General features: G+C 53.3%; 18 protein-coding genes and 1 riboswitch. Of the genes, 8 read left to right on the top strand and 10 right to left on the bottom strand.

Annotated features, from left to right (window positions below; all coding sequences use genetic code 11):
- The first annotated feature begins 240 nt into the window (after positions 1-240).
- Together ACTQ3V_RS12530 and ACTQ3V_RS12525 are read left to right on the top strand one after the other, a co-directional pair.
- On the top strand, positions 241-699 hold the full coding sequence (locus ACTQ3V_RS12530; protein ID WP_441467810.1) for a metallophosphoesterase family protein: 459 nt from the start codon (positions 241-243) through the stop codon (positions 697-699).
- Between the two features lie 601 nt (positions 700-1,300).
- A complete protein-coding gene (locus ACTQ3V_RS12525; protein WP_441467809.1) occupies positions 1,301-8,317 on the top strand; it encodes a beta-N-acetylglucosaminidase domain-containing protein in 7,017 nt (2,338 codons plus the stop codon).
- A 512-nt stretch (positions 8,318-8,829) separates the two neighbouring features.
- Here ACTQ3V_RS12525 and ACTQ3V_RS12520 read toward each other — a convergent pair.
- The 4 genes from ACTQ3V_RS12520 to ACTQ3V_RS12505 form a co-directional block, all read right to left on the bottom strand.
- Complete coding sequence (locus tag ACTQ3V_RS12520; protein ID WP_441467808.1) at positions 8,830-9,153, bottom strand: hypothetical protein; 324 nt, start codon at positions 9,151-9,153, stop codon at positions 8,830-8,832.
- A gap of 11 nt (positions 9,154-9,164) precedes the next feature.
- Positions 9,165-9,587: a type 2 periplasmic-binding domain-containing protein gene (locus tag ACTQ3V_RS12515; protein ID WP_441467807.1), complete on the bottom strand. Its 423-nt coding sequence runs from the start codon at positions 9,585-9,587 to the stop codon at positions 9,165-9,167.
- A 599-nt stretch (positions 9,588-10,186) separates the two neighbouring features.
- Positions 10,187-10,339 (bottom strand): hypothetical protein, encoded by a 153-nt coding sequence (locus ACTQ3V_RS12510; RefSeq protein ID WP_441467806.1) that lies wholly within the window; start codon positions 10,337-10,339, stop codon positions 10,187-10,189.
- 477 nt (positions 10,340-10,816) lie between these two features.
- On the bottom strand, positions 10,817-11,239 hold the full coding sequence (locus ACTQ3V_RS12505) for a substrate-binding domain-containing protein (protein ID WP_441467805.1): 423 nt from the start codon (positions 11,237-11,239) through the stop codon (positions 10,817-10,819).
- A 309-nt stretch (positions 11,240-11,548) separates the two neighbouring features.
- Here ACTQ3V_RS12505 and ACTQ3V_RS12500 point away from each other — a divergent pair, with 309 nt between their 5' ends.
- The 5 genes from ACTQ3V_RS12500 to ACTQ3V_RS12480 all read left to right on the top strand — a co-directional run bounded on the left by ACTQ3V_RS12500 (position 11,549) and on the right by ACTQ3V_RS12480 (position 17,287).
- Positions 11,549-13,291, top strand: coding sequence for an ABC transporter ATP-binding protein (locus ACTQ3V_RS12500; protein ID WP_441467804.1), 1,743 nt, complete (start codon positions 11,549-11,551; stop codon positions 13,289-13,291).
- A gap of 291 nt (positions 13,292-13,582) precedes the next feature.
- Entirely contained in the window at positions 13,583-14,269 is a 687-nt protein-coding gene (locus ACTQ3V_RS12495) for a GDSL-type esterase/lipase family protein (protein ID WP_441467803.1), read from the top strand.
- Positions 14,266-14,739 carry a DUF4358 domain-containing protein gene (locus tag ACTQ3V_RS12490; protein WP_441467802.1) on the top strand — a complete coding sequence of 158 codons (474 nt, stop codon included), beginning with the start codon at positions 14,266-14,268 and terminating at the stop codon, positions 14,737-14,739. The genes ACTQ3V_RS12495 and ACTQ3V_RS12490 overlap by 4 nt, the downstream gene beginning before the upstream one ends.
- 13 nt (positions 14,740-14,752) lie before the next feature.
- Positions 14,753-16,135: an MBOAT family O-acyltransferase gene (locus ACTQ3V_RS12485; RefSeq protein ID WP_441467801.1), complete on the top strand. Its 1,383-nt coding sequence runs from the start codon at positions 14,753-14,755 to the stop codon at positions 16,133-16,135.
- 15 nt (positions 16,136-16,150) lie between these two features.
- On the top strand, positions 16,151-17,287 hold the full coding sequence (locus tag ACTQ3V_RS12480) for a DHHW family protein (RefSeq protein WP_441467800.1): 1,137 nt from the start codon (positions 16,151-16,153) through the stop codon (positions 17,285-17,287).
- A gap of 80 nt (positions 17,288-17,367) precedes the next feature.
- Here the strand turns inward: ACTQ3V_RS12480 and bilS are convergent, their stop codons facing one another.
- From bilS to bilQ, 3 genes are read right to left on the bottom strand one after another with little or no spacing between them, the layout of a single operon-like run.
- Positions 17,368-17,850 carry a flavodoxin family protein BilS gene (gene bilS, locus ACTQ3V_RS12475; RefSeq protein WP_441467799.1) on the bottom strand — a complete coding sequence of 161 codons (483 nt, stop codon included), beginning with the start codon at positions 17,848-17,850 and terminating at the stop codon, positions 17,368-17,370.
- The gene (gene bilR, locus ACTQ3V_RS12470) at positions 17,847-18,959 is read right to left on the bottom strand and encodes a bilirubin reductase (RefSeq protein WP_441467798.1); all 1,113 of its coding nucleotides are present in this window, start codon (positions 18,957-18,959) and stop codon (positions 17,847-17,849) included. The genes bilS and bilR overlap by 4 nt, the downstream gene beginning before the upstream one ends.
- Positions 18,944-19,372, bottom strand: coding sequence for a bilirubin utilization transcriptional regulator BilQ (gene bilQ, locus ACTQ3V_RS12465; protein ID WP_441467797.1), 429 nt, complete (start codon positions 19,370-19,372; stop codon positions 18,944-18,946). Before bilQ ends, bilR begins: the two co-directional genes overlap by 16 nt.
- Before the next feature lie 145 nt (positions 19,373-19,517).
- Positions 19,518-19,590: riboswitch (Fluoride riboswitch) on the top strand.
- A gap of 59 nt (positions 19,591-19,649) precedes the next feature.
- Between bilQ and ACTQ3V_RS12460 the strand changes: the two genes are divergently transcribed.
- Complete coding sequence (locus ACTQ3V_RS12460; RefSeq protein WP_441467796.1) at positions 19,650-20,852, top strand: cation:proton antiporter; 1,203 nt, start codon at positions 19,650-19,652, stop codon at positions 20,850-20,852.
- Between the two features lie 133 nt (positions 20,853-20,985).
- On the opposite strand, the gene pdxR is transcribed toward ACTQ3V_RS12460, so the two are convergent.
- The 3 genes from pdxR to ACTQ3V_RS12445 form a co-directional block, all read right to left on the bottom strand.
- Positions 20,986-22,398: a MocR-like pyridoxine biosynthesis transcription factor PdxR gene (gene pdxR, locus ACTQ3V_RS12455; RefSeq protein WP_441467795.1), complete on the bottom strand. Its 1,413-nt coding sequence runs from the start codon at positions 22,396-22,398 to the stop codon at positions 20,986-20,988.
- Between the two features lie 94 nt (positions 22,399-22,492).
- Positions 22,493-23,431, bottom strand: a complete 939-nt coding sequence (locus ACTQ3V_RS12450; protein ID WP_441467811.1) for an AEC family transporter — start codon at positions 23,429-23,431, stop codon at positions 22,493-22,495.
- 4 nt (positions 23,432-23,435) lie between these two features.
- Positions 23,436-23,900, bottom strand: a complete 465-nt coding sequence (locus ACTQ3V_RS12445) for a MarR family winged helix-turn-helix transcriptional regulator (protein ID WP_441467794.1) — start codon at positions 23,898-23,900, stop codon at positions 23,436-23,438.
- Between the last annotated feature and the right edge of the window lie 334 nt (positions 23,901-24,234).

Raw genomic sequence — 24,234 nt, 5'->3', positions numbered from 1 at the left:
GGAGAAGCACCAGTTATGCCTCACTGCATAAAAAGCGGCCAGCAACCTACAGGCTGCCGGCCGGGAAAACTTTATACTTTTTCACTGTCCTCTTGACGGGTAGCGGTTCATCCTCATCTGAGGGGGCAGAATGATCAAAACCGCAACCTGTTACTACGTCTATCATCACGGCGATGGGCTGAAAGTGTTGCAGGCCATATATCCAAATATTAAACAAACCTACGACAGAAGGTAAACAAAATGAAAATCGTCATTCTTTCCGATACCCACGGTCTGTTGCGGCCCGAGGTAGCGGAGCGGTTGAAAACCGCCGACGCCATCCTGCACGGCGGCGACATTAATAAGCAGAGCATTGTGGATGAGCTGCGGCAGTATGCGCCGCTGTATGTTGTCCGCGGCAATAACGACAAGGATTGGGCAGAGGAAATCCCGCACGATCTGACCATCACGCTGGGTGGCGTGACCTTTTTCATGGTGCACAATAAAAAGGAAGTGCCCAAAGACCTTCCCGGCGTGGATGTGGTGGTGTTCGGCCATTCGCACAAGTATGTGCAGGAAGAAAAAGACGGTCTGCTGTGGCTCAATCCCGGCTCCTGCGGCCCGCGGCGCTTCCATCAGGAGATCACCATGATGCTGGCGGAGGCAGCGGACGGCAAGATTACGGTGGACAAGTTCACGATTCCGCACGAGGTGAAGTAGCACACGGTGCTTCTACTGAAAAGGGACAAACAAGAGATGGGCTGCAAATCCGCACTCGCTCGCTGGATTACCGCACTTTATCGCAAGGTAAAGTGCGGTTTTGCTATTTGGGCATAAAAACACAAATGTTGCGTACGATTCGCGTCATCTGGGGGAGGCCCGCTGAACACCGGGGAACAAACGATGGCGAGAACGGTTTGTTGTAGTATATTGTTTAGATGACATGACACAAGTATCAAGATAAGGATACAATAGTCCAAGATAATCGTTATTGTGCATGAAAATAAATGTATATTGTTGGATGTTATGGAAATGGACAACAGAGGTGCACAATTGTTAGAATGAAAATAAAGGTTTTGTTCCGGCTTGCCTTGCGGCTACTGGTGCGATGTATTTGAGGGGATGAGAAGACTACATCAGCTGAAGGGAGGAATATAATGCAGGCAAAATACGTTTCATCGATTTAAGCACAGAGGAGATGGAGAAGCATATTAACGTTAGTGGATAATTCTTGATGGTGTGAGAGACACAGAATATCTTTGCGAAAAACATTTTATGGCTGTGCTTACAGTTATATGATGCACGGAATCGAGGTAGAAAAATGAAAAGAAGGAGAATAAAGCAAGGGGTTAGCCTGTTGCTGGCGGTGCTGATGTTTGTCAGCATGGCGGCGTTTGAGCCAATGGCATTGGCGGCAGATGTGGCCCCTGCATCTGCGGAATATGAATTATATCCTATTCCGCAGACCATTACGTATCAGGACAGCACAGTGGCGCTGCCTGCTGCAATGAACGTCTTTTATGGGGCCAGTATCGATGAGTATACGGAAGCCCGCGCAGTAGAGGCGTTCAAGGAAGTGGGCATCACGCTGACGGAAACGTCTGCTGCCGAAGCGAACGTGCTGGTTGGTGTCTCGACGGATAATGACGAAGCGTTATCCGGCATAGGCGTAGCCGCAGAAGACGAGGTGTTCAGCAAAATTGACGGCTACTGCCTGAAGATTGCAGAAGATAAAATTTATGTGGTAGGCCGTCATACAGATGCTGCGTTCTATGGCCTGACCACACTGCTGCAAATTTTCCAGCAGGTTGATGACAGCACGCGTGAGGTTCGCCAGCTGGATATCAAAGACTGGGCGGATGTTGCGTCGCGTGGCTTTATTGAAGGCTATTACGGCAACCCGTGGAGCGTCGAAGATCGCGCGGAACTGATGCGGTGGGGCGGCTATTATAAGCTCAATTCGTACTTCTATGCGCCGAAGGACGACCCCAAGCATAATGCGCAATGGCGGACGCTGTATACCGATCAAGAACTTCAGGATTTGATTGCACCGCTGGCAAAAGCGGGCAACGAGTCCAAGTGCCAGTTCGTTTTTGCGCTTCATCCGTTTATGAGCAATCCAATCAACGCGAATAACTATGCAGAGTCTGTTCAGAGACTCAAAGAAAAGTTCGAGCAGACCATGAAATATGGTGTGCGGCAGATCGCGGTTTTGGCGGATGACGCAGGCGTGCCGGGCGGCGATAACGAGGCCGGCTGGGAGCTGCAAACCCGGCTGATGAAGGAACTTGTGGATTGGGTTTCTTCGCCTGAGATGCAGGCGAAGTACCCGGGACTAAAAACCACGGTTCCGTTCTGCCCCAATGCGTATATGTATGGCGGCGGCAATGCGCAGCTGCAGTATTTTGGACAAAATATGCCGGCAACCGTGCCGCTTGTTGTCACCGGCGGCAAGGTATGGGGCGAGGTTTCGCAAAACTTCACGCAGAGCTTTACGCAGGGTGTAGGCCGCGGTCCGTACCTGTGGATCAACTGGCCTTGCTCGGATAACTCCAAGCGGCATCTGATTATGGGTGGTTACACGAACTTCCTGCAGGTTGGTGTGCAGCCGCAGAATATTCAGGGCATCATCCTCAATCCTATGCAGCAGTCTGAGCCGTCCAAGGTCGCCATTTTCGGCAATGCCTGCTATTCTTGGCATATTTGGACCAAGGATGAAGCGGATCAGGCGTGGATCGACTCCTTTAAGTATGTAGATCATGAAAGCTATGAGGAGACGCCGGCTTCTACCGCGCTGCGCGAGATGTCCAAGCATATGATCAACCAAGCCATGGATAGTCGTGTTGTAGCGTTGCAGGAGTCGGTAGAGATCAAAGACCTGCTGACCAGAGCGCGTAATAACCTCAACAGCGGTGCTGCGGTAGCGCAGGAAGATATTACCGCGCTGAAGGAAATTTTCACTACCTTAAAGGAAGCGGCAAGTACATACAAGACTTCGGGCAACGAGCGCATCCGCAACCAGATTATCTACTGGCTGGATTCGTGGGAAGAAGTGACAGAAGCAAACCTGAAGCTGCTGGATGCGTTGGAGGCAATCCAGAATAACGGGGATTCCAGCCTGATTGTCAGCAACTATACGGCGGCAAACTCGCTGTATCAGGCTTCAAACCAGCACGGTTTCAGCTATGTGAATAGTACACAGTACGCGGAGGTTGGCGTACAGCATATCCAGCCGTTTACCAAGGCGCTGCTGTCGATGGTCGGTAAAAAGGTGGAACTGATCCTTGACCCGACCCTGCTGGTTGAAACACCTATCCATAGCTTTAGCGATGTAGGTACAAACGGCAGCAATGGTGTAGGTAAGATGCTTGACAATGACTCAGCATCGTATGCACATTTTGCCCGCCAGACAAAAGCGAACGACTATGTAGGCGTATTGTTCAGCCGTAAGGTCGATGTCGACCGCGTGGCGATTCTGACAGGCACAAGCGCTGCGGATAATAACGACTGCTTGCCGGCGAGCAAGCTGGAATACACGACGGATGGAAAGGCATGGCAAGATGTTCCAAATGGCACATATGCCGGCGGTAATTCGTTGCGTATGACAGACTTGGGGCTGAAGGGTGTTATGGGCATCCGCGTTTATACAACAGCCGCCAAACAGAATTGGCTTGCCGTACGTGAAATCCAGATCAATGATGAAGTTGCGGATGTGGTGCCGGGTCCGGCACGCCTGACCGGTACGGCGTTTAAGTCGGACAATGTGCGTGTTGCCGGCGGTGCACTGAACAATATTCTGGACGGAAATACAGGTTCTTATGTGCACTTGGCAGAAAATCCGCAGGCACCGAGCGGTGACCCGGGACGCGATAAGGTTCCGGCGGAAGCGTTCATTGGCATCAATTTTGGAGAAGTCAAAAAGTTGGGCCGCGTGCAGATCACACAGGACGGCGGGACGGATAAGATTACGGACGGCGTGCTGGAATACTCGACTAACGGTACTCAATACACCGAGGTGCCCGGTGGCGCAGTTAGCGGCAATACCGTGATTGATTTGAGCACACTCAATATCGAGGCGCAGTACATCCGGCTGCGGAATAAAACACAGACATCGGGATGGGTAAAAATCTTCGAGTTTGTCGTGGAAGAGTACAATCCCAATGCGTTTACGATGTCGCTGATCCGGACACCTGACTGGATCTTGCAGGGTGGTTCGAACGAGAACAACCTGTTTGACGGAAGCGACAGCACCTTTGCCTATTATGACCCGAGAAATGCTCCTAATAATGACATCAGCTTGGTCGGCGATTACATTGGCGTCGATTTGGGCAAGGTCATTGAAGTCGGTGAAGTGCGGTTTGTGATCGGTAAAAGTGGGAGCCAAGACAAGTGGACCAATTACAAGCTGGAATATTCTACCGACAATAGTGACTGGAAGACCTTTAAAACTTACACCGGCGCTGGCAGTGGACAGGATATCATCCAAGAAAATCTGCGAGGCGTACAGGCGCAGTATATCCGTCTGACCAATACCAAGCAGATCAACAAGTGGCTGTATTTCTCGGAAATCTCGGTCAAGGCCTTTGATCCGACTGCAATCACTGTGGACTTCATGTACAAGAGTGATGATGCGACGGTCACCACTCCGATGGGAGAGATGGATGACACCCATGCAACGGTGGACGCGCCTTCGATTACGCTGCCGGCAAATGCCTATGTTGGTATTGACCTTGGACGCATCCGTCCGGTCAATTCGATAACGGTGCAGCATGACGGCGATGACAAGATTGCGGTAAAAGGCGGCGCAAGCCGATCCCAGCTGACGACCTTGTCCCTGCCGCTGGATGACGTAAAGAATATTCGTTATATCGAACTTGCCAACACCAGCGATCAGGAGGTAACAATCGAGTTAACTGCATTGTCGGCCACCTATCAGGAAGTGACCGGTCCGGTGTATCTGGATACCAATCTTATCATCCAAGCGAACTGGAGCGATGATGACTCCAGAAAGCAGGGAACAACAGGCAATCTGTTTGATGGCAAAATTGATTCCAAGATTATTTTTTCGGACTATCCTTCCGCAAATGACTGGATTCTCTACGATTTAGGTCAGACCCGTACCATCACCAACCTGAAGCTGTATGTGCAGGACGATGCGCTCAACTATATCCGTTACGGTAAAGTGCAGGTGTCCATGAGCAAGGATAGCGGCTGGGTGGATGTCATCACAATTGGTGACGGAGCAGAAAATACGGGTGATGCTGACACCACGGCACTCAATTCCGGACTGTATAAGGCATCCTCCACCTATCCGAATAAGCTGTATGCGGAAGGCTCGGTTGAGGCGACGGAGGCTCGCTATCTGCGCATCCTGTTCACAGCGGACTATGATAGCAGATATGTTCATGTAAACGAAATCGTCATCAACGACGGCGAGTATATGCCGGAGCAAAATGTGGCCTTTACCGCCGTTCCGGCAGAGCAGAAAGGCTATACGCCCAGCCAGGTAATTGATGGCAGCTTGACTACAGGTTTCCGTCCGAATATGCAGGGTGTGCAGGATGGTTATCTGATTTACCGTCTGTCGGAAACCACCGATTTGGAGCAGATCAACGTGGTGCAGGATGGCACAGCGGTCAGCTCCAGCAAACCGGTGACGGTGTATGCTAAGGGCAGCAATACAAGTGGCGAGTTTGTTCAGGTTGGCCAGATGACGGAAGCGGTCAATAATCTGCCGGTGTATAACTCCAGCACAATCGGTGAGGTTTATGAACTGAAGTTTACATGGAGCGGCATTACGCCTACAATCTATGAAATCTATGTTGTGCCGCGTGGTATCGTGGCGGTTGACACCAGCGCATTGACCAATCTGCTTAGCAAGATGCCGAGTGTGGAAGAAGTCAACGCTCTGAGTGACGCGTATGCGCAATCCCTTAAGATGGCGTATGAAACTGCATACACGGCGGCGCAAAACATGGTAACGATTCCGCCACAGTATCAGGCGGAGGTAGTAGAGGCTCAGAATATCTTAGACCGCAGCTATGAGGCGCTGACCGGAGTGCTGGATACAGCGCGCACCAAACTGTCGAATCAGATTAACACATACGGCGATCTGGATGCAAATAAATACTCTGCGACGAGTTGGAGCGCATATCAAACCGCGCTTTTGGTGGCACAGGCAGCGCAGGGCAAGACCGCGCTGGCGGATATTGACGAGATACTGCAGGCGTATGATCAGCTGGTTGCAGCGTACGGCAACCTGCAGCAGAAATCTTCGGAAAAGAAGATTCTCAGCTTTGAAATTGCAAATTCGTTGACTGAAATTGATGAGCAAACGTATGAAATCACTGTGACAGCTCCGTTTGGAACAGAAGTGGGCAGCTTGTCACCGATCATCACGGTCAGCGATAAGGCCAGCGTAACGCCGGCCAGCGGGGCTGAGCAGGACTTCACTGATCCTGTGACATATACTGTCACGGCAGAGGATGGAAGCACACAGGAATATACCGTGACTGTAAACGTGCTTGCGGGAGGCGTATACTTCATCCGCAAGGATACCGCTATCGTCAATGGCGTCATTACGGTGGAGCCGCAGACGGCAGCGGAAAACGAGATGGTTCAAGTGACGGCGGAGCCGAAGGCGGGCTATGAGCTCAAGGAAAATGGTATTACCGTCTACAAGACGGATGATCCAGAAACAACCGTCCCGGTTGAGAAGGATGGAACCTTCGTAATGCCGGCTTATGATGTGACTGTTACCGCAGAGTTTGACCTGATTCGTTATCAGATCACATATCAGCTGGATGGCGGCATCAACGCCACGGAGAATCCGGATTCCTACACTGTTGAGGATACGCTGACTCTGCAAAATCCGACACGCGATGGGTTTGTGTTTGCTGGATGGACCTATACCGGCATGGATACACCGACAGTGGATTTGACCATTCCCGCAGGAACGGTGAGCGGTGACCTATCCTTTGCCGCACATTGGGCAGACGAAGCGATTCCGACGTTTACCATCACGTTCAACAGCAATGGTGGCAGTGAGGTTCCCAGCCAGATCATCGCTGAAGGCGAACTGGCAGTTGAACCGAGTGCACCATCGAAGGAAGGCTATCGCTTTGACGGCTGGTATACGGATTCCTCTTTGATGACAGCATTCAATTTCAATACGCCAATAACGGATGATTTGATGCTGCATGCAAAGTGGACATATGTAGATAATGGCTCGTCTGACAGTTCCTCCAGCAGTTCCTCCCCCGACATAACCACAGAAACGGTCAAAAACCCGGATGGGTCGACTACAACAACGGTAATCCAGCCGGATGGTTCTAAGACCGAGACAACAAGATATCCTGACGGTACGACCGAAGTGGTTGAAACCAGTCGAGATGGCACAGTAACCACGACGACGACAGATGCGGATGGCAATAAGATAGAAGTGGCTGAGAAGTCTGACGGTTCCAGCCAGATAACTATGGATAACCGCGACGGATCGAATTCCATAACATTCGTAAATGAGAGCGGTGAGACATCCAGCACCGTCTACCTGTCAGGAACAGCAATCCGCATGGCGGAGGAGAACAATAGTGCGGTTGCAGCACCGATACCAGAGGTTTCGGCTACATTCGAACCGGCAAATGCTCCGACGGTAACCATGTCTATGGACTCGGAAAACAGTGTGATGGTTGAAATCCCTGTGGCCAATGTAACGTCGGGTACGGTTGCAATTCTTGTCAAGCAGGACGGTACAGAGGAGATCATAAAGGATAGCTTGACGACAGAAAATGGCGTTGCTGCAAAGCTGTCCGATGGCGATACGGTAAAAATCGTGGACAACAGCAAGAGCTTTATCGATGTGCCGGACAGCTACTGGGGTTCAGATGCAGTTACGTTTGTTAGCAGCCGTGAGCTGTTTTCTGGAACCAGCCAGAATATGTTTTCTCCTGAAACGGCAATGAACCGCGCGATGATCGTTACTGTTCTGGCCCGTTACGAGGGTGTGGATACCTCGACAGGCGAAAACTGGTATGACGCAGGACGTCAATGGGCACTGGAGAGCGGTGTATCGGATGGTTCCAATATGGAAGATCGGTTGACACGTGAGCAGTTGGCAACCATGTTGTATCGCTATGCGGGTCAGCCGACGGTATCGGGAAATCTGAGCGGCTATGCTGATGCTTCCAGCGTTAGCAATTATGCACAGCAGGCGATGATTTGGGCGGTGGAAAACGGCCTGATCACCGGTATCACCAATACGACTCTTGCTCCGCAGGGCGAGGCAACCCGTGCACAGGTGGCTGCGATTCTGCAGCGGTATATCCAGCTTGCAGCATAATATTTTCAAGATATATGCTGTGATTGGATAGTATTGATAAGTAGGGGCACTCCCGACCGTTTATACGGTCGGGAGTGCTTTTTATGTATAAAACCATGTTCGTTTTGAATGCAGATAAATAACAGAGCAATTGAAATGAAAAACTGCACTTTCATGGAAGAGAGATAAACACAACCTATCAATCGGAAGTGCACACTGTAAACTGAGGTACTCGACAAATACATCGGGGATAAGAAATGGAATTTAGAAGAATTTCGGCAGAGGATGGTGCGAGGCATAATGGGCGTAGCAGATAGAAAGGTACGCAACGATTTCCTATAGCCTCTCGCGTTAGATAAACGGAACAGAAGTAGGATAAAAAGTGGCTGCTTGGTGTCAATGAATGTGGTAAAAGCCAAGAAACATGGCCTATTGCACAAAAATAAACACAAAAGACTGTGAAAACGGATTATTTTCAAAAAAGTGGGATTTCACACTCAGAGAGGAAGAAAAACTGTATCTACTGTTGCATATCAACCGAATATGCCATAAGAAGGGTTGTAATCGGTTTCAAGCATCACCTTCGCAGGGGACACGGCGTTACATGCCGTGCCCGTCTGCGGGAGGTTTTTATGCTGTGTATGCCGATGGTGGAAGCGCGCCTGTCGTTGGACATCCATCCAGAATACAGGGCAAATGGTGTAAGGAGGGCCATTCGAAAGGCGGAAGCCTTGAGAGTAAAATGTCTCGCGTGTGATGACGATTTCTTTTTTGTCGTGGGACAGCAGCCAGAGGATGGCAGCAACAATCACAAAGACCAGACCGGAGATGATTTCAGAATGGTATTTGATTTTCACAGTCGGTCACCTCAACAGGGGGTTCTAAATGAACGGATGAGTAGGTCATCAGGCGCGGTTGTGGCGTACTGGATGAGAGGAATATATGCCTTCATGGCAGTGGTCTGGTCTTCGATCATCGCGGGGATCTCGTCATGGGTCGCGCCCCAGGCTTCCATATCCATTTCGCTCATAATCTTCTGGAAAACAGGATTTGCATAAACATCTTGGATGAACTTGGTCAGAACAGCCTTTTTGCTGTCCTCTACTAATGCGCGAACAGCAAAGTCATCCATACCGGTAAATTCTACGTCAATGCCCTGCGTCCTGAAGGGTGAGATATGACCGATGCCCTCAACGTCGAGGCCCTCGGAGATGAAAATGCTCAGGCAGTTGAACTCGCCGCTGACAACATGATCGCGGCAAACCGGAGGAGAACCGATTGCAACGTCCATGTGCTCGTCGACCAATGCGTTGACAATACGGAAATCATGGTATAGCTGCCATTGCCGTGGCCGCCGATGGCGGCGTACTGGATGCTCTTACCTGATGCAGCGTATCCCTTGAGCTGGTTAATCGTGCAGATGCCGCTCCTTGTATTGGGCAGTACGACAAACTCGCAATGCGCATGCCGATGAGCGGGGGCATGTTATCGAGCGTATAGGAGACATTCTGGAAGCGGGGATAAGAGAAAAGCGGGCTGTTTGCACCACCATGGAGTAGCCGTCATGGACTGCCTGCAAGGCTGTGTTCATCGCGATTGTACCTATGCCGCCTGTCTTGTTTTCTACAGTGACCCGAACACCCGGATGCTTTTCGCCGTATGCGGAGACCTGACGTGCAATCGTATCAGGGCCGCTTGCCAGACTCCACGGCTTGATGATGGTGACCTGGCTTGGAGGGAAAATCCTTTGCCTTGCTGCCGCCTTCTGCGCTGCCGCCCAATGGACCGCTTCATGCCGCCAAATTCCGTGCCAATAATTCTGCTATAAGCGTTGCTCGCAACTGTTTCCTCTTCATTCTGGCTTCTCGGTTCTAAAACAGAAATTTTCTGTCAGATTTTGATAAATTCAGGTGCTTTCTTGTCGGAATCAACAACAAGTGTGATCGCCTGAAAACCTATAGGTTGTGAAAAATAGGGCGAATCCTTTCGTTCGTCTAAAACAGAAAGCGTCGCGGCGTTCTTCTCTGGTGCATGGCGATTCATCGATCACATACCTCGGGGGGCACGGTTCTACCGCCGATCTGCAGCAGAAGCTGTTACGACGATCTCGAGTGGAATTATCTGCATATATTGTTCCGAAATTGCATCTTTTTGCCCGTGATGTAGCAATTTGAGAATGTCATATTTTTGAATAAATCAATAGGAACGTCTCTCCTTTCCCGCGGACAGTTATCTGCTGCCGTCAGCAGCGACAGACCGATCGTTTCGGATTGTATCAGCAGCTTGTGTGGTTGGATGTCGCATCAAACGCATCCGAGGGTCTGGTCATCTCCTCCTCGCTTTTGCTTTCGAATACTTGCTCGATTCGCCTCATATAACGCTGAATGGCGGCTGGTTTTGGTCCTAAAACATGTGCAGTTAGTCCTTTTGTCAAGGGGAGTTGCTCTCCGACCTTAAGCATGTGAATTGCTTGGCCACTTTGCACACGCTGCTGCAATATGCGTTCAACGCTTTGGCATATCACACAGCACTACGAGGAACTCGTGGTTCCGGCGTTAGCGGTGCTCTCAGTCTTGCTCGAGTGACAACCTTGATTGCGTCAATCACTATGGTATCATTGGTGTAGAAAACGGCAGTCGGACGATTTCCTAGATGCAGGATAGAAGCGATATACTGTTCTGCGGCTTCCGCTGTCGGCTTGATATCTTGCATAAATCGCAGATCTTCGGTCAATCCATGTTTTTTCAGCACGCTGATACAGCTGTTGTCACGAGCGGTGTAGATCTGCCAAGAAAACCGTCCGGCCAGTAAGCCGATCCGGCGATGTCCGTGCTTGATGTCCTCCTGTAGAATTGCTTGATATTTTTGATAATGGATAAAGATTTTGCATCCTTGACAAATTTTCAGTCGGCCTTCGTGTATATTTCCAGTATGCCGTTTCATTACTCTTCTGCTTGCCGCTTATGGTTCTGCCGCGCAGCAAACTGCATGTCGTCGGCGAGTGCTAACAGCCGTGAAGCTAACAGATTCGCGGCTGCCGCAACCCGGCTCCCGTCCAGACCGTGCAGCCTTGATAATACGGTCCGTCTGGCATGGGCAGAGTAAAAGAAAAGGAAGCCCTGCTCCGGGTTTTATCTGGCGAATTTTCCACAATAAGTATTTTCAATCTGTTGTAATTGCGCTATGATGTAGATGACGAGTATCCATACCATAGGAGAGGTATCGCGTATTATGAGCAGGAAGTCCGAAAAAATGTGGAAAAAGATTTTTGACTTACTTCCGTCTCGGCAGAAGCTGGGATTTTTTTTCATTTTGATGATATTGGGTCTATCGGCTGTTCTAAGCCAGTTTACCCCCCTCGCTATCGGCTATTTGACCGATAGTGTTTTGACGGGCGAGCACGTTGTGTTCTGGTCGGCTGCTCCGATCCTGATTGCGATTTTGCTGGTCAATGTTATCAATGAGGTCATTAAGGTGATTCGCCGCCTGATCGTAGAAGATACGGCGACACAGGCGGAAAAAAATGCACGGCAAAAAGCCGCTACATCGCTGCTGCTGGCGCCGCTTACCTACTTTCGCAACCATATGACAGGCAACATCCATGGCAGGCTGAACCGAAGTCTGGAAGGGACGGTTAAGCTGATAAAGCTGCTGTTTATGGATTTTGCGCCCGCTGTGACCACCGGTGTGGCCGCTATCATTACGATTTTTTGGCAGCTTCCCCTGCCGGTCGCTTGTCTGGTCGTCTTGGTCATTCCCATCGGCACGTTTATCGTACTGCGTCAAATCAGCACGCAAAAAGGCATCCGTGTCGAACTGATGGAAACCAAGGCGGATTTGGACGGAACTATGGTGGAGCTGCTGGGCGGCATTGAAACCATCCGCGCGCTGGATAGCGCGCAGACCGAGCGTGCGCGCATCCAGTTGTGCTCCGAGCAGCTCCGGAAAAAGGAAATGCGGCATCATAAAGCGATGGCCTTTTATGACTGCCTGAAGTTTATCAATGAGGCCGTGTTCAGCGTGATTGTGATTGGCACCTCGGTTCTGCTGGCGTCGCAGCAGATTATCACCATCGGCACCGTGCTCACGGCATACCTGTGCTTTACCCAGCTAACCGGACCGCTTCGCGAGCTGCACCGGATTCTGGACGAATTTTCCGAGTGCACGGTGCTGGCGGCGGATTATTTTCAGATGGTTGACATTCCGCTGGATTTTTCCTATCAGGAACAAACAGACGCGCAGGATATTGCTTTGCCCTCCAATGAAATTGCAATGCGCCATGTACACTTTGCCTATCCTGAAAAAACCGATCGGGTCATTTTGCACGATATCAGTCTGTCGATTCCGGCGGGGAAATTTATCGGCATCGCCGGACCGAGCGGCTGCGGGAAATCCACGCTCATCAAAATCATTGATAAGCTGGAGCAAGCGGATGGAGAGGTCTGTTTGGGCGGCGTCGCGTTATCGCGGCTTTCCCGAAGGAACATCGCGGAGCATGTTGCCATCGTTCCGCAGACGCCATTCCTGATTGCGGATACGGTGTATCACAATATTTGCTATGGTATGGAGCGGGAGGTCGGCCTGTCCGAGGTAAAAGAGGCCGCAAGACGAGCGAATATTGCATCAGATATTGAGAAAATGCCGAACGGTTATCAGTCCATGCTGTCAGAGGGCGGCAGAAACCTGTCGGGAGGACAACGGCAGAGAATCGCCTTGGCGCGTATTTTCTTGCGTAAGCCGAAAATCCTGATTTTGGATGAAGCGACGTCCGCACTGGACAATACATCGGAAAAATGGATTCAGCAGGAGATTGAAAAGCTGAAGGAGGAATGTGGAACAACAATCTTGTCTATCGCGCATCGGCTGTCCACTCTGCAAAACTGCGATGAAATTATCGTGATGGACAAGGGGGAGATTGTAGAAAGAGGAACATTCCGTGAATTGGAAAGCAGAACGGGGATATTCCGGGACATGGCGCTTGGTGTTCTCAAATGAGTGCTGACAAGTGTGGACTGGACAAGCGAATCAAGGGCGGCAGCCGAAAACCGGCTGCCGCTTTTTGTGTGCGCGCAGCGGAAGAGCCGCGAAGCGGGATGCCCGAGGAATGGCAGAGTCATGCGTGGAAAATGACGGTGCGGAGGACTGAGTGGGGAAATAAACTACGGAAGTTTCATTCCGGTATCAGTATGACAACAATGTTGTTACCTTTGTTGTCTTAGTTCTACGTTTGTGGTATATAATCTTTTGCCACAAGATTCGACAAGAAATGAGAAACGAAGGGAACGGATGAACATGAAGGCACAGTCCATGCTGGCTGGCGTTTTGGCAGCGCTTTGCCTGACCGGTTGTTCCGGTCGGATGCAGGTGACGAAACAGATGCAAACACAGCGCACCGCATATGAGGATACCACGCTGGTGGGCAATTCATATATTGACAGTTTTTATATCTACGATGCGATGCCCAAAGCGGCATATTACTACCGCGTGGGCCTGAATGTAAACAGTGTTTTTGACCAGCCGATGCTGCAGGGAAAGGACACCGAGACTCCGGTTATCGAGCTGCTGAAGGATAAGGATTTTGCGCACATCGTCTTTTTCTTTGGGGAGAATGAACTCGGTTGGAGCAACCGCGATGCCTTTATTGAGGAATATGGCAAAGTGATTGATACAGCGCGCTCGTATTGTCCGGATGCCGTTCTTTATCTTTCGGCCATTCCACCGGTGTCGGCGGAGGTGTCCGAGCAAAATGAGAACAACACGAATAACGCCTCGATTCAGGCCTGCAACGCGGAGATCAAGCAAATTGCGCAGGAGAACGGCGCAGTATATATCGACGCTTTTTCTGCGCTCGCGGATGAAAACGGATGCCTGCCTGCGGACGCGGCGGCGGATGGCATTCATCCTGCCAAGGACTATACGGAAAAATGGGCAGAACTGGTCAAAGAGAGCATTGCGGAGGCGGAAGAAAAATGAAACAGCAGATGAAATGGTGTGCGGCAGCGCTCGCTGCCGCTCTTTGCGTGACAGTGACAGGCTGCGGTAAGCAGCAGGCGGCGATCAAACCGACGGATGCCGTGCAGCAGCTTCGGGAGAGCGTGACCTTTACCGATCAGATGACCGATATGGACAGCGCGGGCGCCTGTCGGTTTTACGATATCGGCACGGATTTGGTGCAGGACAGTGCGGCATGTGTCGGCAGCGGTGCGACCGCGGAGAGCATAGCGGTATTCGAGGCAACTGATGCGGACGCGGCGGCACACATTGCCGATGCGCTGCAAACCTTCACGGACAGCTGGATCAAGGGATATTCGGATTATAAGCCGGAGGAGGTGCCCAAGCTGGAAAGCGCGGTGCTCGAGCAGGACGGCGTCTATGTTGTGTTTTGCGTCACAGCGGATAACGCCGCGGCCAAAACGGCCGTGCAGGATTTGCTGAATCCGTAAAGGCGGTGCGGGATTGAGCTTCGCCAGTTTGGCTTTTCTGTTTATTTTCCTGCCGGCCGTTTTGGTGGGATATTATTGTTTTCCGCGCCGTTGGCGCAATCTGTTTTTGCTGGCGGCAAATTTGGTGTTTTACGGCTGGGGAGAGCCGTGGTTTCTGCCTATCATTTTGCTGACGGCGGTTGCCAATTGGATGATCGGGCGGCGGATTTCCGCCTGCGCCCAAGCTGGCTTCCGGCGGCTTTGGCTGATAGCAGCACTGATACTCGATTTGGGCCTTCTGCTTGTGTTTAAATATGCGGGCTTTCTGCTGGATGCGATAGGGCTGGGGCAGGTGCTTGTAAAGCCGCTCCCGCTGCCGCTTGGCATCTCGTTTTACACTTTTCAGGTGGTATCCTATGTCATCGACGTATATCGAAAAACCTCGTGCGCGGAGAAAAACATCGTGTCTTTTGCCACTTATATGACCTTTTTTCCACAGCTGATCGCGGGGCCGATTGTGCGCTATGAGGAACTGAGCGGGCAGCTTGCGGGACGTGAGGAGACATGGAATAAAATTGCCAACGGCTTCTGCCTGCTGATGATCGGCTTGGGTAAAAAGATGCTGCTGGCCAATCCAATGGGACAGCTATGGGACGGTCTGCGCGCGCTGCCGAATAGCATCGGCATGCTGGGCGCGTGGATGGGTGCGGTTGCCTTCACCATGCAGATTTACTTTGATTTTTCCGGTTATTCGGATATGGCGCGCGGACTTGGCGGTATGTTCGGGTTTGATATTCCGGTCAACTTTCGTTATCCCTATGCCGCACAGAGCATCAAGGAGTTTTGGCGGCGTTGGCATATCACGCTCAGCCGTTGGTTCCGGGATTATGTGTATATTCCGCTGGGCGGCAGTCGTCGCGGATCAGTGCGGACATTTGTCAACCTGTTGGTGGTTTGGGCGCTGACCGGCCTGTGGCATGGTGCGGCGTGGAATTATGTGCTGTGGGGGCTGTATTACTTCGCCTTGCTTTCCGCGGAGCGTTTGATAGGGGAGGCGCGGCTGGCGCGTATTCCGCGCGCGCTGCGGCACGTGCTGACCATGGCACTGGTGGTGCTGGGCTGGGTGCTGTTTGCCATTGAGGATTTCGGTACGCTGGCGGATTATCTACATGCCATGTTTTCCCTGTCCGGCGGCCTCATCAGCGCACAGGCAGCGGTATGGGTGCTGTCCTATCTGCCATTGCTTTGTGTGGCGACGCTGGCCTCGCTGTCGCTGGCAGCCCGGCTGGTGCAGCGCTATGAGGAGGACTGTTGGGTCCGTTGGAGCGCGCCGGTCTGGTGTCTGCTGCTGCTTGCAGCAAGCTGCGCGGCGCTGGTGGCGCAGAGCTACAACCCGTTTTTGTATTTTCGGTTCTAAAAGGAGATAAAACGCATGCAATTTCGGCATCCCCGTGCAGTGGCGCTGCTGTTTGCCGGGGTTTTAATTGGCACGCAAGCGGCATTTTGGCTGCTGCCGCGCCGGTCTTTTTCGGAAAATGAAAAACGTGTGCTGGCGCAGCCGCCCACGATCAGTGCAGAGGGCATTGTGGACGGCAGTGTGTTTCAGGAGATAGAAAAATATCTGTCGGATCATTTCCCGCAACGGGATGGATGGGTTGGTGCGAACGCCTATCTGGAGCAGGCGGAAGGGCGGGGCGCAGTGCGCAGTATCGTCAGCGGAGCGGACGGCTGGTTATTTTCCGCACCGCTTTCGGATGACAGACAGATATTGCAAGATAACATGCAGGCGATCACCGCATTTGCGCAGACACAGACCGTACCGGTCTATCTGATGGCCGTTCCTACATCGGGTGCGGTGGTGAAGGATAAGCTGCCCGCCTTACATCTGGCGTATCCGGATGCGGATATGTTGGAGCAAGCGCGGCGGATAGCGGGCGATAGCTTGCACTGGCTGGACGTGCTGGGGGATTTTGGCAGCGCCGAAGAGCCGGAAACACTCTATTACCGCACCGACCACCACTGGACAACCGAGGGCGCCTATCGTGCCTATCGGCTGTTGATGCGGGATAAAAAAGAGTCGTCCGTGATGCGTGAAACGTTTTCCGTGGAATGGGTGCCGGATTTTTACGGCACCTCCTACTCCAAAAGTGGCTTGTGGCTGACGCCACCGGATGACATTGCGCTGTGGTCCAATTCCAATCTGCGAACGATAACCAGTGTGTATGACGGCAACAGTCAGGAGCCGGTTGTACAGGAAGGGATGCTGTTCCGGGAATATCTCAGTGAGGCAGACAAGTATCCGGTATTCCTCAGCGGAAACCACGCACGCATCCATATCGAGACGAATGTACAGAACGATAAACGGCTGCTGGTCATAAAGGATTCCTATGCTCATGCACTGGCGCCTTTTCTGGCGGAGGAATACCGGACAATCGATTTGATTGATCTGCGGTATTTCAAGCGACAGACGATTTCTGACTGGCTGAATACACATCCGGTCGATGAAATCCTGTTTGTCTACGGCCTGAGCAGTCTTGCGGAGGACAAAAACCTGCAATGGCTGGCGTAATACCAGACAAAGGAGAAAAGCCGATGTGCAGATTGCCTGCACATCGGCTTTTTTCTTTTGGGGGTAACATACTGGGCGTATCAGCCGAGCACCGCGTCCCGCAGATGGGACAAATCGGCTTTATCCGGGTGGGACAGCGCGGCGTCGAAGTTGTCGAGCATCGCCTGACGGCGCGGGTTATCCTCCATTTGTTCATAACGGGCACGGACAGCCATGGGCATTTTGCCCTGACACATGTAGCTGCCGCATACGGCTGCGCTATCCGGCAGATTTTGCCGCGCGGCGGACAGGATTTTGTCGAAATAGGCGGGTGCGCCGCCGAAGCCCGCCGTGCCGAACAGGAAAACCTGCTGTGTCGTCACGCGCGAGAGAAATGCTGCGGTATCCGCATCGCAGGTGCCCTTGTCCGTCCAGAAGCCGACATAGATGCGCTCCGCGTGCAGGGCTTCGTCGCTCGGCGTACCGAAGTACAGGCAGTCACCGACGGGCAGGGTATCGCGCAGGGTTTCGGCCAGCAGGCGGGTATTGCCGGTCTTGCTGCTGTAAACAATTGCGTAAGTCATGCGTTGTTCTTCCTTTCGTAGATGCAGTGTACGCCTTGGTGGGCCATCATGCCGCCGAGGCACTTTTTGTTGCAGCGCACACAGCGCTGAATCTCGTTTGCGTGACCGGAGCAAACCTTGCGCGGCCAGTCTGGGTCTGCAATCAGCTGACGGCTCATCGAGGCGCAGTCGATACGGCCGGAGGCAAGCTGCTGCTCGACGAAATCGGGCTGTGTCAGTCCACCGACGCCGCAGATGGGCAGCTCGGTCAGCTTGCGCACCGCGTCGCAGAACGGCAGAAAACAGCCTTCCTCGTGAAAATACGGGTGCTTTGCGGGCGGAATGGTGTCGGTCAGCTCGCCGTGGTTTGCCAGTGTGACATGGAAGCTGGTCACGCCGGCCTGCTCGAGCAGTGGAACAAATACGGGCAGTTCTTCCTGTAACACACCGGCGTTGCCGTAGTGCGGATTTTCCTGCCGCACGGCCAGCTTGTAGTCGATTGGTAGGTCGGGCAGACGGAGGCGTACCGCCTTGACGGCCTCGACGGCGAAGCGTGCGCGGTTCTCCGGGCTGCCGCCATATTCGTCCGTGCGGTGGTTGTATACGGTCGAGCTGAAGCTGCCGCACATGCGGTCGCCGTGAATCTGCACCATGTCAAAGCCCGCCTTGCGTGCGAGCACGGCGGCTTCGCCGAAGGCTTCCGTGATTTCGTGAATCTTACGAGTGGAAAGATTGGTGATATACGGCCCGACTTGTTCATTCAGAAGCGGGCGCAGGTCGGCCATGCTGATGCGCCGGGTTACAATACCTGGGATGTATTTGAGCATCGCCTTGACGTTGGAATCCGACTGATGAAGCTGGGCGCAGAGCAGGGAGCCTTCGGCGTGGACGGTTTCGGCAATGCGCTGATAGAGGGCAAACCCCTTTTTGGTGTAGAGCGATGGGCCGAAACCGTGCCTCAGCACCGGCACATCCCCCAGAATAATCATCGCACAGCCGCCCGCGGCGATGGTACGATAGCGGGCGATCAATTCGTCCTCGGGCAGCCCCATTGAAGTGGGGGCGAAAATAATGCGGTTTTTGAGCGTCAGCCCACCGTAGTTTACCGGGCTGTTTATCGTCTCGTACATAGCTTGGTTTTCGCTTCCTTTTCTTTGACTTTGGCCAGCAGCGTCAGCAGCTGCGTGCGTTCTTGTTCACTAAGCGATTGCAGCACATCGTTATCCCAGTCGAAAAACACCTGATGGCTGGTTTCAAACGCCTGTATGCCTTTTTCGCTAAGGGTCAGGCGATAGGCCCGGCCCTGCTTTTCCCGTAGGAAAAATCCGTCCTCCACCAGTCGCAGTGTGCTGCGCTGGCAGTAGCCCCAGTCCAGACCGAGTGCGTCCGTCAGTTCGGACTGCGTGCAGCCCGGATGCCGTCCGACATAGAGCAGCGGATACAGCAGCCCCTGACTTAGCCCGATTTGTTCAAGCACATGCGCGGCATAGGCCGAAAAGCTGCGGGATAACACGGTGGAATAGTATGCCAGAGTATTGACCATGTTGTGTGCTCCTTTCTTGACTTTGTCAAGTATAAGGCTGATACTTGATAAAGTCAAGTATAAAAACAGAAATTTTCCGTTTGTTCACAAATTGTATCGATGGAGTACAATCCGGCTTGACAGCAACCGGTGCGCGCGGTATAATACCATCCGAGGGAATGAAGTTCTCCCGTGGCCAAGGCCAAAACCGCTGATTAGCTGATGACTTCTGCAAGTTTTTTGCAGGGTTATCAGCTTTTTTTGTGCCTGAAAAAGGAGAAATAAGGAGGAAAATACGATGCTTACAAGTCTTGCCCTGATTTTTTTGGTGGGAATGAGCCTGGGATGGATTGTGACGCGGCTGCGGCTGCCCAGTCTGCTGGGCATGCTCCTAACCGGTATTCTGCTCGGGCCATATGTGCTCGACCTGCTGGATGCTTCCATTCTGGGGATATCGGCTGACCTGCGGCAGCTGGCGCTGATTATTATTCTCACGCGCGCGGGTCTATCGCTGAATCTGGAGGATTTGAAAAAGGTGGGCCGTCCGGCCGTACTGCTGTGCTTTGTGCCCGCCTGCTTTGAAATCGTAGGTATGGTCACGATTGCACCGCGGCTGCTCGGCATTTCGGTGCTGGATGCTGCCATCATGGGCGCGGTGGTGGCGGCAGTGTCGCCCGCTGTCATCGTGCCTAAGATGCTGCGCCTGATGGAGCTGGGCTTAGGTACGCGCCGCAGCATCCCGCAGATGATTCTGGCGGGTGCGTCGGTGGACGATGTGTTCGTCATCGTTATGTTCACGGCGTTTACCGGTCTTGCGCAGGGCGGCACGTTTTCTCCTGCGACATTTGTGCAGATTCCGGTGTCGATTGTGACCGGTATCGCGGTCGGACTGGCCGTCGGCGTGGCGTTCGGTGCGGCGTATCGTCGTATTCATGTGCGCGACTCAGTCAAAGTGGTGGTGCTGCTCAGTGTGTCCTTTCTATTCGTCGCGCTGGAGAACGCGGTTAAGGGTATTGTACCCTTTTCCGGTCTGCTCGCGGTGATGAGCTGCGGCATTGCAATCAACCGCCGGCGTCCCGAACTTGCCGTGCGGCTGTCGGGTAAATATAATCGCCTGTGGGTCGCGGCCGAGGTGCTGCTGTTCGTGCTGGTCGGTGCGACGGTAGATATCGGCTATGCGGCGGCAGCAGGCGCGGCGGCGGTGCTGGTTGTATTGGGAGCGCTGGTGTTCCGCATGGTGGGCGTGTTTGTCTGCCTGCTGCGCACACCACTGTCCGCGAAAGAGCGCCTGTTCTGTATGATTGCATACACACCGAAGGCGACCGTGCAGGCGGCAATCGGTTCGGTGCCGCTGACCATGGGGCTGGGCTGCGGCCAGATCGTGCTGACCGTGGCGGTGCTCGCCATCCTGATCACCGCGCCGCTCGGCGCCTTTTCGATTGACCTGACCTATCGCCGCCTGCTCGGACGGGCGGATGTGCCTGCCGAAACAGCGTCCTGAGCACAGAAAAAGACAGCTTGAGCGCAGCTTTGAAGTGCTCTCAAAGGGGCAGAAAATATCTCTGCGTGAAATATGGTTCAAGCAGGCGAAAAAGCTGGATACCTGTCAAGAGCAGAAGATAAGCCCCTCAGCTTTACGGATGGGATTGCACATTCCACACCTGCCGCAGCAGTGCTGCGGCTTCGTCAATGTGCGGTTCGGTCATACCGGCGTAACCGAGCACCAGCGTTGCCTTGGGCGGCTCAACCGGCGGAGTGTAATAAGCGGACAGGCCGTATACCCGCACACCGACCGCTGCGGCCCGCTCAATCAGTTCGTGTTCCAGCATGCCGTTGCGCATGTGCAGCAGCAGATGCAGGCCCGCTTCCGAGCGGGACACCTCATGCGGCAGGTCGGCTAGTTCACGCGCAAGCGCGGACAGCAGCGCGTCACGCCGCGCCTGATATACCTTGCGGCTGCGACTGATGTGCCGCTCAAATGCACCCGTGCGCAGAAAGGCCGCCAGTGTGTGCTGCTCGAAGCTGGGGACGGTCGAGGAGTAAAGCGAGAATCGCTCACGATAGCGCGCCATCAGCGCGTCCGGCAGCACCAGATAGCCAATGCGCAGGCCGGGCGCGAGGCTTTTGGCAAAGGTGTTGACGTATACGACCCGTCCTGCGCGGTCGAGTTCGCCCAGCGCAGGAATGGGGCGCGAGGCATAGCGGAATTCGCTGTCGTAGTCATCCTCGATGATATAGCGGTCGGGTGCGTCGGATGCCCAGCGTAAAATTTCCAGCCGCCGCGCGGCGGGCATGACCGTACCGAGCGGGAAATGATGCGAGGGGGTCAGATAAACGACCGATGCGTCGGACGCTGCCAGCGTATCCGCACGCAGGCCGCTTTTGTCCAGCGGCAGAGGGCACACCGCCGCGCCGCCCGCGGCAAAAATCTGATAGAGCTTGCGATAGCCCGGGTTTTCCAATCCATACACGCGGTCGCGCCCCAAAAGTTGGATGACCAGCTGCATCAGGTATTCCGAGCCTGCGCCGACCAGAATGTTGTCAGGCGAGACGTTGATGCCGCGAAAGTCATATAAATAGCGCGCGATTTGCTCGCGCAGTTCGACCGCGCCACGAGGGTCGGTTGCGCGCAGCAGGCGGTCGGAATATTCGCTGAGCACGCTGCGGCTGAGTCGCGCCCATGTGGAGAACGGAAAGCAGCCGTTATCCACAATATTGGTGCGGAAGTCGTAAAGATAGTGCGGCTCTTCTATGGGGGATGGCTGTACAGCGGTGCGGGGTGTCTGCGTCTGCGCGGGTACAGCAAGCTGCTGCTGCACAAAGTAGCCGCGCCGTGGCGCGGAGGAGAGATATCCCTCGGCCAGCAGCTGACCGTAGGCGGTTTCGACCGTGATTTGGCTGACATGCAGATTGGCGGCAAGCCGACGTTTGCTGGGCAGTCGGTCGCCGCCCGCCAGCGCGCCTGACATGATATCCGCGCGTACCGCACGGTATAACTGTTCGTACAGCGGGGTCTTGCTGTGCGGGTCAAGATGATACGTGAGCATGGCTGTGTCCTCCATCGGATGCGGTTTGCAAAAGGACAAAAATCCCTCCAAACTGGCATTGCTGTTTTTACAATACCAGTATGGAGGGATAATGTCAAATCAAACCGGCTGTGCGCAGGATAAACAAAGTGGCGGTGAGGGTGACGGCACTCAGCGCCGTGCTGAGTACGACGATGGACGCGGCCAGCACATGGTCGCCGTCCATATTTTTGGCCATCACATAGCCGGACACTGTGCTCGGCGCGCCACATAGGATGACCAGTGCGACCATCGCTTGGTCGCGCAACCCCATCCATGCCGCAATGGGTAGGAAGATAGCCGGCAGCAGGATCAGTTTGATAAAGGTTGCGGCGCATGTCGGGGCCAGTTTTTTGATTGCTTTGGCGCCTTCAAAGCCTGCACCGATGCTGATAAGCGCAACAGGCGTGGCACAGGCAGCCAGCATATCCAGCCCTTTGGACAGCATGGGCGGGAAATCCACTTGCAGCAGCGAAAACGGCAGGCCCGCCAGAATACCCAAAATGATGGGATTGGTGATAATGCCGCCCAGCGTGCGCGACACAACGCCCTTGTGTTGGACGTTTTTGGCGTCGGGCGCGGTGACGGTCAGCACAAGCACCGAAAAAATGTTGTACAGCGGTACGCTTGCGACGATCATCAGCGGCACCAGCCCCGCGTCTCCGTATAGGTTCTGCACGAACGCCACGCCCAAAATCGCCTGTGAGCCGCGAAACGCGCCCTGCGTGAACGCGCCGACCATGCTTTTGTCCGGAAGCAGCTTTGCCGCGCCGAACCAGATGGCGAAGAAATAGACCACGGTCATGCCCGCGCAGAACAGGAAAAACCTCAGGTCGAACTGCTCGGTGATGCGCCCCGCCGCGATATCGCGGAACAGCAGAACAGGCAGCAGCACTTTAAACGAAAGCCGGTCGAGGTCGGACAGCGTCTGCTGCGAAAAAAAATGCCGGCCGCGCAGCATGCGGCCCAGCAAAATGATTGCAAAGATAGGGACAGTTGCGTTGAGACAGAAAATCAGATTATCCGTGGTATTCCCCTCCTGCGGCGGACTCCTCCTGCCGGAAGAAATCCTGCAATTTTTCCAGACTTTGCGCGAGTATGGCCGCCTGTTCGGGCGATAGTGTTTCCATCACAGACGTGATCATCCGCTCGTGAAACGCCTTGTGATATTCATAGGCCGCGCGACCCTTTGGCGTGAGCGTGATATTGACCACGCGCCGATCTGTGCTGCTGCGTGCGCGGCTGACCAAATCCTTGGCCTCCAGCTTATCGCATGCAACGGTCAGCGTGGCGAGCGTGACACCGATGGACCGGGCGACCTCGCTCATGCGCACCGGCTCCATTGCGCCGATTTTTTCGATGATATGGATTTCTGTAATCGAGATGGCGCTGCCCAGGCCACCCGCCATAGCGCGCTCCTCAATTTTGTTGATACGGCCGAACACATCGACCAGAAAGGCGTTGAGCTGTTCCGCACTGGCCATATTCGCACCGCCTTTCTGATAATTCGCTAAGCTAACCTAAATATTAGCATATCTAAGTGAAAAAAGCAACAAAAAGCCGCATGGTTCGACAGCAGTGCGAGGAGATCGCTGGATGCGTTTGATCGGAAAACGATGTAATGGAGAAAGAAGATAGATAAAATTCAGAAAATTTTTAATGAAGCGTGTTTGCGAATGCAATAAGTGGAAACTTAAAGTTTGTGGAATGTAGGTTTGTCAAACATATTGGACAGAGAACTCTAAGGGAGAAAACCAACCTAGAGGCCTCATGGGAAAGTTGTTGGAGTGGCGATTATGGATAGCGAGCTGCTTGGCG

The sequence above is a fragment of the Candidatus Agathobaculum pullicola genome (genome assembly GCF_052117205.1).
Lineage (GTDB): Bacteria > Bacillota > Clostridia > Oscillospirales > Butyricicoccaceae > Agathobaculum > Agathobaculum pullicola.
The sequence above is the reverse complement of the archived record's forward strand: the minus strand, read 5'-3'. Positions and strand labels throughout refer to the sequence as shown.

Bases quoted from the DNA above. Each gene is read 5' to 3' on its own strand.
- bilS (WP_441467799.1), bottom strand. From the start codon at position 17,850: ATGACTTACGCAATTGTTTACAGCAGCAAGACCGGCAATACCCGCCTG.
- ACTQ3V_RS12445 (WP_441467794.1), bottom strand. From the start codon at position 23,900: ATGGCCAGTGCGGAACAGCTCAACGCCTTTCTGGTCGATGTGTTCGGC.
- pdxR (WP_441467795.1), bottom strand. From the start codon at position 22,398: ATGCTCACGTATCATCTTGACCCGCACAGCAAGACCCCGCTGTACGAA.
- ACTQ3V_RS12510 (WP_441467806.1), bottom strand. From the start codon at position 10,339: ATGAATCGCCATGCACCAGAGAAGAACGCCGCGACGCTTTCTGTTTTA.
- ACTQ3V_RS12500 (WP_441467804.1), top strand. From the start codon at position 11,549: ATGTGGAAAAAGATTTTTGACTTACTTCCGTCTCGGCAGAAGCTGGGA.
- ACTQ3V_RS12490 (WP_441467802.1), top strand. From the start codon at position 14,266: ATGAAACAGCAGATGAAATGGTGTGCGGCAGCGCTCGCTGCCGCTCTT.
- ACTQ3V_RS12495 (WP_441467803.1), top strand. From the start codon at position 13,583: ATGAACATGAAGGCACAGTCCATGCTGGCTGGCGTTTTGGCAGCGCTT.
- ACTQ3V_RS12505 (WP_441467805.1), bottom strand. From the start codon at position 11,239: ATGAAACGGCATACTGGAAATATACACGAAGGCCGACTGAAAATTTGT.
- ACTQ3V_RS12515 (WP_441467807.1), bottom strand. From the start codon at position 9,587: ATGGACGTTGCAATCGGTTCTCCTCCGGTTTGCCGCGATCATGTTGTC.
- ACTQ3V_RS12530 (WP_441467810.1), top strand. From the start codon at position 241: ATGAAAATCGTCATTCTTTCCGATACCCACGGTCTGTTGCGGCCCGAG.
- ACTQ3V_RS12460 (WP_441467796.1), top strand. From the start codon at position 19,650: ATGCTTACAAGTCTTGCCCTGATTTTTTTGGTGGGAATGAGCCTGGGA.
- ACTQ3V_RS12480 (WP_441467800.1), top strand. From the start codon at position 16,151: ATGCAATTTCGGCATCCCCGTGCAGTGGCGCTGCTGTTTGCCGGGGTT.
- bilQ (WP_441467797.1), bottom strand. From the start codon at position 19,372: ATGGTCAATACTCTGGCATACTATTCCACCGTGTTATCCCGCAGCTTT.
- bilR (WP_441467798.1), bottom strand. From the start codon at position 18,959: ATGTACGAGACGATAAACAGCCCGGTAAACTACGGTGGGCTGACGCTC.
- ACTQ3V_RS12525 (WP_441467809.1), top strand. From the start codon at position 1,301: ATGAAAAGAAGGAGAATAAAGCAAGGGGTTAGCCTGTTGCTGGCGGTG.